At 39.3% G+C, this 8,590-nt stretch carries 11 protein-coding genes; 1 reads left to right on the top strand and 10 read right to left on the bottom strand.

Annotated elements, in window-relative coordinates; all coding sequences use genetic code 11:
* The 8 genes from ABI367_RS02000 to ABI367_RS02035 all read right to left on the bottom strand — a co-directional run.
* Window positions 1-273, bottom strand: a 273-nt coding sequence (locus tag ABI367_RS02000) for a hypothetical protein (RefSeq protein WP_462231468.1), incomplete at its 3' end; no start/stop codon positions are given.
* Window positions 274-497: 224 nt separating this feature from the next.
* A complete protein-coding gene (gene rplS / locus ABI367_RS02005; RefSeq protein ID WP_462231470.1) occupies window positions 498-845 on the bottom strand; it encodes a 50S ribosomal protein L19 in 348 nt (115 codons plus the stop codon).
* Between the two features lie 107 nt (window positions 846-952).
* A complete protein-coding gene (locus ABI367_RS02010; protein WP_462231472.1) occupies window positions 953-1,222 on the bottom strand; it encodes a hypothetical protein in 270 nt (89 codons plus the stop codon).
* A gap of 4 nt (window positions 1,223-1,226) precedes the next feature.
* Window positions 1,227-1,718, bottom strand: a complete 492-nt coding sequence (locus tag ABI367_RS02015; RefSeq protein WP_462231474.1) for a hypothetical protein — start codon at window positions 1,716-1,718, stop codon at window positions 1,227-1,229.
* Window positions 1,719-1,763: 45 nt separating this feature from the next.
* Window positions 1,764-2,327 (bottom strand): RNA polymerase sigma factor, encoded by a 564-nt coding sequence (locus ABI367_RS02020; RefSeq protein ID WP_462231476.1) that lies wholly within the window; start codon window positions 2,325-2,327, stop codon window positions 1,764-1,766.
* A 105-nt stretch (window positions 2,328-2,432) separates the two neighbouring features.
* The gene (gene trmD, locus ABI367_RS02025; RefSeq protein WP_462231478.1) at window positions 2,433-3,110 is read right to left on the bottom strand and encodes a tRNA (guanosine(37)-N1)-methyltransferase TrmD; all 678 of its coding nucleotides are present in this window, start codon (window positions 3,108-3,110) and stop codon (window positions 2,433-2,435) included.
* Window positions 3,111-3,190: 80 nt separating this feature from the next.
* Entirely contained in the window at window positions 3,191-3,712 is a 522-nt protein-coding gene (gene rimM, locus ABI367_RS02030; RefSeq protein ID WP_462231480.1) for a ribosome maturation factor RimM, read from the bottom strand.
* A 74-nt stretch (window positions 3,713-3,786) separates the two neighbouring features.
* Window positions 3,787-4,374, bottom strand: a complete 588-nt coding sequence (locus tag ABI367_RS02035) for a 30S ribosomal protein S16 (protein ID WP_462231483.1) — start codon at window positions 4,372-4,374, stop codon at window positions 3,787-3,789.
* 173 nt (window positions 4,375-4,547) lie between these two features.
* On the opposite strand from ABI367_RS02035, the gene ABI367_RS02040 reads away from it, so the two are divergent.
* Window positions 4,548-5,936: a PAS domain S-box protein gene (locus ABI367_RS02040; protein WP_462231485.1), complete on the top strand. Its 1,389-nt coding sequence runs from the start codon at window positions 4,548-4,550 to the stop codon at window positions 5,934-5,936.
* Window positions 5,937-5,954: 18 nt separating this feature from the next.
* Here ABI367_RS02040 and pfkA read toward each other — a convergent pair whose 3' ends face one another.
* Both pfkA and ABI367_RS02050 read right to left on the bottom strand, forming a co-directional pair.
* Complete coding sequence (gene pfkA, locus ABI367_RS02045; RefSeq protein WP_462231487.1) at window positions 5,955-6,932, bottom strand: 6-phosphofructokinase; 978 nt, start codon at window positions 6,930-6,932, stop codon at window positions 5,955-5,957.
* A complete protein-coding gene (locus tag ABI367_RS02050) occupies window positions 6,932-8,581 on the bottom strand; it encodes a protein-disulfide reductase DsbD family protein (RefSeq protein WP_462231489.1) in 1,650 nt (549 codons plus the stop codon). Before ABI367_RS02050 ends, pfkA begins: the two co-directional genes overlap by 1 nt.
* Between the last annotated feature and the right edge of the window lie 9 nt (window positions 8,582-8,590).

Below are 8,590 nucleotides of genomic sequence, written 5' to 3' on the forward strand. Positions count from 1 at the left end.
ATAAGGGAACCCTGTTGTAATAGTTAGGGGTTGCTCAACAGAATCGGCCACTAATAACATAGCTGCCTTAACCAATAATTGGTAGTCAAGATCGTTGGGCGACGAATTGATCAGTTTATGCGGAGCCTGGCCCTCATAAAGCGCCAAATTACCGCATATATACCATTGATTGTTATGAAATACCTTCAGTCCGTTCAGTAAATCTGCAGATGTATTATTTAACGCAGAATTATTATTTTCAATTAAACTGGAGAAAGATTGTGATAGTAACATACTATTATTTTATTAAGGTTCTTTGTAGGGTTAATAGTTTGAGCTGTAGTGATTATACCTAAAACACGTGAAAATACATTATATAAATGACAATATATGTATTATTAGCCTTTAGTAACAAAATTTTTTACTAATTAATACTGCTGACTGCCAATACGATAATATATATCCATAAAAAAAGCCTTACTGAAAAACAGAAAGGCTTTTTTTTTATATTGTTGTAATTAAACTCTTTTTGATTTGATACGGGCAGCTTTACCGGTAAGCGCACGCAGGTAATATAGTTTGCTGCGGCGAACTTTACCATGGCTGTTTACCTCAACCTTATCAATATTTGGTGAGTTGGTTGGGAAGATACGCTCAACACCAACGCCATTTGAAACTTTACGTACGGTAAAGGTTTCAGAAACACCAACGCTGTTACGTTGAATAACCACACCCTGGTAAACCTGAATACGTTCTTTGTTACCTTCTCTAATTTTATAATGTACGCTTACAGTATCACCTGCCTTAAATGACGGGAATTTGTTAACTGTTACTGTTTGCTCTTCTACAAATTTTACTAAATCCATGATTTTAAGCTTTAAAAGCGATTTTTAGCCCCTAAAAATCGGATTGCAAGTATAGGGAATTTTTTTAATAATAAAAAGTTGATTTTTACTTTTTTTAATACACCCAACTATTGATGATCATTTTTTTTACTTTCAGTAAAATAAGCAATTACAGCATAAGCCGCGCCGATAAGTAATAAATTAAAAACAAAGTTTATTAAGGTATCACTTACCGAGTGTGATTGGCTATCAATAGCCATAAACCTGTAAATGGCAAAGGCTATAGCTAATATCATAATGAACCATCCCATTATTGAAACGGGCCAATAAAATACTCCCCTTCGAGTAAACCAATTAAGGTTGATCTGCACTTTTGATAGGTCTTTTCTATGTTCCATGTTGTTAATTTTGTATAGAGATGTTTTCAGTCATTGCAAAGCTTAATAATATAAGTAATATGGTCAGGCTTATTAGTATCAATAATATATTGAGCCATTTAATTTTTACAGTGATATTTAATTCGCTGTATTTTAGTTGGCTAATAGTTCGTTTTTCATAATGCACATGTGTTATGGCCAATGTGTTTATAATAATAGTTATCATGGGCAATATCAATAATACAACAGGTGCTAAAAAATCAATGTATGGGTTTTTGCTAAGGCCTGTTACTAATTTATACATAGCGCCAAACCAACTGCTTTTAATATGAAAAGCATAATACATAATAACGCAGAATAAAAAAAAACAAGGTACGGCTATAAGCCATACACCCAATGCTGCAGATCGCTCCGCGTTCATGATGGTTATTTTAATTTTTTGCTGATGGGGCGTAGTGTCAACATCAGGCACTTTAAGATTTTCCATTTGATCTAAAAAATTTTGTTCATTTTCCATATTCATTACACTTATAATGCTTTTTGTTGTTTTGGTTGCACCGGGTTACATCAAATTTCTCAACTTTTCTAATCCCCGGGAAAGGAGCGACTTTACCGTTCCCTGATTTTTATCCAGTATCTCACTTATCTGTGAATTGCTTTTTTGTTCAAAATAGCGCAATGCTATTACCTCCTGGTATTTAATATCCAGCTTTAGCAGGTTCACACGTATCAAGTTATATTCGTCGTGTGCTTTTATCTCCATTTCTATTACCTCGCGTTCATCGTCAACGTCCCGATGCAGCAGTTTCTCCATCTGCGGGTCCTCCAATAACTGTTGTAATGATTGTGGTTTGTATTTGCTGGCGCGATGATATTGATTAAGCTCATTAGTGGCAATGCGATATAACCATGAGGAAAGGCCGATACCGCGCCATTGAAAACCATTAATTTTCAAGAAGGCTTTTAAGAATGTTTCGGCGGCAATATCTTTTGACAGGTCGTAATTGCCTGTGCGGCGCATGATGTACCCAAAAATTGGTTTGTACCAAAGGTCAAATACCTGCCCAAACGCTTGCGGATCTTTATGACATTGTTCAATAAGATATCTTTCCTGCTGTGGGTTCATGTCGCTTTAGTATAATGCAGCATTGGCATTTACGTTGCAACTTAAATGTACAAAAAAGTGTAGCCTATATTTTAACTATTAAAATCGAAGCTATCGGGCGGTATATTATTCATCCAACAGATCTGGCCTGCGTTGTTTGGTGCGCTCAACCGCTTGCTCAAAACGCCACTTTTCAATTTCGGGGGTGTTGCCGCTTAATAGTATATCCGGAACTTTATGTCCGTTCCAGTCAGCAGGGCGGGTATAAACCGGGGCATCCAGCAGCCCATCCTGAAAAGAATCAGATAGCGCTGACGTCTCGTCAGACAATACACCCGGAATTAAACGCACCACCGTATCCACCAATACGGCCGCAGGTAGTTCGCCACCGGAAAGTACATAATCACCAATAGATATTTCGCGTGTTACAAACAGGTCGCGAATGCGCTGATCAATACCTTTATAGTGCCCGCAAAGTATAATGATATTTTTTTTGATGGAGAGTTGATTGGCAATAGGCTGGTTTAGCGTTTCGCCATCCGGCGTCATAAATATGATCTCATCATATTCACGTTCGGCTTTTAAATGTGCTATACACGCCGCAAATGGCTCTATGGTCATTACCATGCCGCTGCCGCCGCCATAGGGGTAATCGTCAACACTTTTTTGTTTGCCGGCAGCATAATCGCGCAGATTATGCACATGTATTTCGGCAATACCTTTTTTTTGCGCCCGCTGCAAAATAGAGTGCGCAAAGGGGCTTTCTAATAAACCGGGCAATACAGTAATGATATCAAAACGCATGGCGCAAAGATAGAGATTAGTGTTTAGAAGTTAGTGATTGGTTATGCTTTCAATAGTTTCCCCTTCAGGGGGATAGGGGGCTAATCCAAATAAATTTCCAATAATCCTTCGGGCAAATCAACAGTAAGTATTTCTTTAACCACATCAATACCGGTAATTATCTCCTCATTAAGCGGGAAAAGCACTTCGCAATTTTTATAGGTAACAGCGGCTATTAATTGTTGCGGGTATTCATGTATGGCGGTAATCACGCCCAGAGCGCCTTCATTCTCATCTATAGCGGTAAATCCTTGCAGATCTTTTAAAGTAAACTCCGCTTTTCTTTTCCTGGGCTTTAATTTATTAGGCAGGTATATATCCTTTTTTACCAGCGGGGCCGCCTTCTCAATGGTATCTATATCTTCAAGGTATATGTAGGCGTTTTTTTGCTGATATTTTATGGACTCTAAAAAAAAGGGGGCCAGCTTACCGGCTATCTCAATAAACAGGGCATTAAAATCGATATCGGCTAAACCATCAAAATCAACATATAGCTGCATTTCGCCTTTTAAACCTTTGGTTTTTAATATGCTTCCTACTTTAAAACAATCCTCTATTTTCATCCAGAAGTTTTCTTAAATAAAAAAGCGGAGGACCTACCGGCTGCTCCGCTTTTTTGATAATGTTTTTAATATAATTATTCTGCGCTATCAGCAGGAGTTTCTTCAGAAGCCGGAGCTTCTTCAGTAGCAGTTTCAGCAACCGGAGCTTCTTCTACAGCAGCTTCAGCAACTGGTGCTTCTTCTACTTCCACTTCTTCTACCGGTGGTGTATTTTTAGCTAAAATTGCAGCGGCTTTTTCTTCTTTCTTAACAGCTTCGGCAGCTAAAGCAGCTTTACGTGCCGCATCTTTTGCAGATGTTAAGTCGGTTTTTTTACCGGTTATTTTTCCTTGTTTTTGATCTGTCCACTCAGCAAATTTAGCATCTGCCTGTTCCTGGGTTAATGCGCCTTTTTTAACGCCGCCTTGTAAGTGTTTTTTGTATAACAAACCATTGTATGATAATATAGCGCGGCAGGTATCTGTTGGTTGTGCACCATCATTTATCCAGCTTAAAGCTTTATCAAAATTAATATCAATAGTTGCAGGGTTGGTGTTTGGGTTGTATGAACCTAAACGCTCAATAAAACGTCCGTCTCTTGGTGCGCGTGCATCCGCTACTACAATATAGTAAAAAGGCTTTCCTTTTTTACCGTGTCTTTGCAATCTGATTTTAGTTGCCATTCTTTTTATTGTTTATGTGTTCAACATTATCCCCGGAGTTTAGTTCAGCGGGGTTGCAAAGGTAAGAAAATATATTTATATAAAAATTTTATCTGCAAATAGTACAATACCGCATTATAACCCCAAAAAGTTTATTTACTTTTATATAGTATCTACCATTTTCTTAGCCTTATATGCTTACTGATTTTAGCGTGTTGTTTGATCATAATCCCAATCCGATGTGGATTTATGAGATACCATCATTGCGTATATTAAAAGTTAACAATGCTGCTATAACATCCTATGGTTATACCGAAAAGGAGTTTCTGGGTATGGCCATCAGCGATATACGACCGCGCTTTAACCTGGCAAAGTTTAATGAATATTTGATAACCAAAACAGCCGATGAACAACGCGATGAATTTGTTTATGCCGGTGTGTGGAAGCATCAAAACAAACAAGGAAACCCCATTTATGCCGAAATAAGCGGCCGCAAAATGAATTGTCCTGATTATGACTGCCGCATAATTATAGCCACAGATGTTACCGAAAAAATCAAATCGCAGGAAGACGCTAAAATACGAGAGCAATTTTTAAACTCGCTCATTGACTCGCAAACCAATTTTTTAATACGTATTGCAACCAATGGCAACCTTACTTTTATTAACCGCCAGTTTTTAAAAGTATTTGGTTTTAAAGCCAATGAGCTTGTAGGTAAACATTTTTCTGCAATAACCATATCTGAAGAACTGGTTAAATGCGAGATAGCGTTTCAAGAATGCCTTACTCAACCTGGTAAGGTTATTAAACTCACCCATAAAAAACGTGACAAAGGGGGCAATATACATGATACCAAATGGGAGTTTATTTCAGTAACTAATGATGAAGGCGATGTAACCGAGATACAAGGCATTGGTCAGGACATAACCCACGAAAAAATGGCCGAACGCGAAATAACTTTAACGCGCAACAACCTGGAAGGTCTTATTGATAATACTGATGACTTAGTATGGTCTATTGACAGGGACGGCAGATACCTTTATATAAACAAAGCATTCAAAGAAGTTTTGCGGGCCCAAACAGGTGTGGTGCCCCAAACAGGAAAAAAGCCTTTTTCTGAAGCGCTTGTTAAAGCTTATAATCAAGAAACGGTAAATGAATGGCAACTATATTATGACCGTGCTTTAAAGGGAGAGAAATATTATATAACCAAAGAAACAATTAATCCGCTTACTCAACAAGCCGTTTATTACGAAACGCATTTTAATCCTATTTATACTGCCGAGGGCGAAATTATAGGTGTCGGCTGTTTTTCACGCAATATTACAGAGCGGCTTAAAGCTGCAAATTCATTAATTGAGCAAAATAACAGGCTTAAACATATCGCCACGTTAAGCTCGCACGATCTGCGCAGGCCGGTAGCCAGTATGCTGGGATTAATAACAGTTTTGGATAAAGATAATTTTAGCAATCCCGCTAACAAAGAAATTATTGATCATTTATTCACCGTAAGTACCGAAATAGATACCGTTATCCACCAAATTGTGGATAGAACATTTATTACAGACCTAAATATTGAGTAATATCTAAACCCTTTTGGTTTATAATGAGAGTATCTCTACTATCTTTAAAAAATTGGGGTTTATGGTTATATGATGCTTAACTGCATTTTCTAACGGTGTGTAGGTAATTTCGCCATGCACCAGGCCCACCATTTCGCCAGACTTTCCTTCTAATAAACGTTCAACCGCTGCTACACCTAAACGACTGGCCAGCACGCGGTCCATACAGGTTGGTTTGCCACCGCGCTGTATATGGCCCAATACAGATACCCGGGTATCATAATTTGGAAATTTTTCTTTTACCATACGGCCAATTTCGAAAGCGGCATTGGGTTCTTCGCCTTCGGCAACCAATACTATACGTGATGATTTGTCTTTACGGCCAAACTCTAAACGGTGATATAAAGCATCAAGGTTAGAGCTGGTATCCGGAATAATAACCGCTTCGGCACCCGCGCCGACACCTGTACGCAATGCAATAAGCCCCGAATCGCGCCCCATTACTTCTACAATAAACAAACGCGCGTGCGACTCGGCAGTGTCCCTTATTTTATCAATAGCATCAATAGCCGTGTTTATAGCAGTATCATACCCTATGGTAAAATCAGTACCTATCAAATCATTATCAATGGTACCGGGTAAACCTATAATCGGGAAGTTGTATTCTTTGGCAAAAATATCAGCAGCTATAAATGTTCCATTACCGCCAATTGCTATTAAAGCTTCAATGCCATTTTTTTTCAATTGCTCAAAAGCCAGCTTTCGGCCTACGGGGGTGGCAAATCTCTCGCTGCGGCCCGATTTTAAAATTGTGCCCCCGCGCTGGATGATATTGGACACCGATTTACGGTCCATTGGGAAACAATCGTCATTTATTATGCCTTCAAAGCCACGTCGTATACCAATAACTTCCAATTCATAATATATTGCGGCTCGTACAACCGCTCTTATTGCCGCATTCATCCCAGGGGCATCACCCCCCGATGTTAAAAGCCCTATTTTTTTTATTTGTGTCATTATTTATGCTGAAAGGCATTTATACCGCCCTCTAAAAATTTTTGGTAACTGCTTATGTTATAATCTGCCGGAGATGGTTGTATTTCCGCTCCGTTTTTATCTTTTAGCAAATTACCGTCACTATCCAACATTACATAAAAAGGCTGCGAATTTGCACCAAACCTGTCGGCTTCAAGGTCGCTCCATTTGCCGCCTAAATTAGTAATTTTTTTGCCGCTGTAAGCAGAAATAAACTGTTCTTGCGGCAAAAGCTCGGTTTTATCATCAACATACAACTGCAGTAAAATAAAATCATCGCGCAAAAGTTTAAATACTGCAGGGTCTGACCATACGTCATTTTCCATCTTTCGGCAGTTAACACAGTTCCAGCCGGTAAAATCAATTATTATGGGTTTGTGTAGTTCTTTTGATACTTGCAGCGCTTGTTCATAATCATACCATGCATCTAACCCTTTAACTTTTCCGCGTCTAAACACATCTTCGTATTTTTTTTGTTTGATGGGTATGGTGCTGCCTTTTGTAGTTGCCGGAGCAGCAATATTATTGCTCAAATCAAAATCCTGTGTGGCGGGTGGTGGTAAAAAGGCACTGATTGATTTTAACGGCGCGCCCCATAAACCGGGTACCATGTAAATGGTAAAGGCAAAAACAATAATAGCTATAAATGTACGTGGCACTGATAAATAAGGCAGATCGCTATCATGCGAGAATTTGAGTTTGCCTATAAGGTATAAGCTCATCAGCAATCCAATCGCTATCCAAAGTGATAAAAACACTTCGCGGTCAAGCAAGTTCCAATGGTAAGCCAGGTCAACATTTGATAAAAATTTAAGCGCGAAAGCCAGTTCCAAAAAGCCCAACACAACTTTTACACTATTTAACCACCCGCCCGATTTTGGCAAACTCTTTAACCCCGAAGGAAACAAGGCGAACGCCGTAAATGGTAGTGCCAGCGCCAATGAGAAGCCTAGCATACCTATAGCTGGCCCAAGCCTGTCGCCCTTGGATGCTGCCTGTACCAATAAACTGCCAATAATTGGGCCGGTACATGAAAATGATACAACCACTAATGTGGCAGCCATGAAAAATATGCCCATAAGTCCGCCTTTGTCTGAGTTAGCGTCCAGTTTATTGGCTAAGCCACTTGGCAAGGTTATCTCGAAAGCGCCCAAAAAGGATATGCCAAATACAATGAGCAGTAAAAAGAAAAACAGGTTAAATATGCCATTTGTAGCCAATTCATTTAACGCATCCGATCCAAACAATATAGAGATGATTAAACCCAACCCCACGTAAATTACGATGATGGATAATCCGTATAACAAGGAATGTAATACCCCTTTTGTGCGCGAACCTGCTTTTTTGGTAAAAAAACTAACGGTTAAAGGCAGTAATGGATAAATACAAGGCATTAAAACCGCCGCAAACCCTCCTAAAAGCCCCGCGATAAAAATTTCCCAAAGCGTTTTTGGTTTTTCGGCGGCAACTGACGTGGCCGGAGTACTTAACTTTTGCGCTGACTTTTTTTCCAGCTTTTTTGTGGCGATGCTATCTGCGGCTGTAGGTATATCGGTAAAAGTAACGCCGGCTGTTGATACGGTGTCTGCTTTTTGCGTTGGCTTGGCATATCCGGGAGGCACTATTGCCAGCCAAAATGC

This window comes from Mucilaginibacter sp., from assembly GCF_039935595.1.
Lineage (GTDB): Bacteria > Bacteroidota > Bacteroidia > Sphingobacteriales > Sphingobacteriaceae > Mucilaginibacter.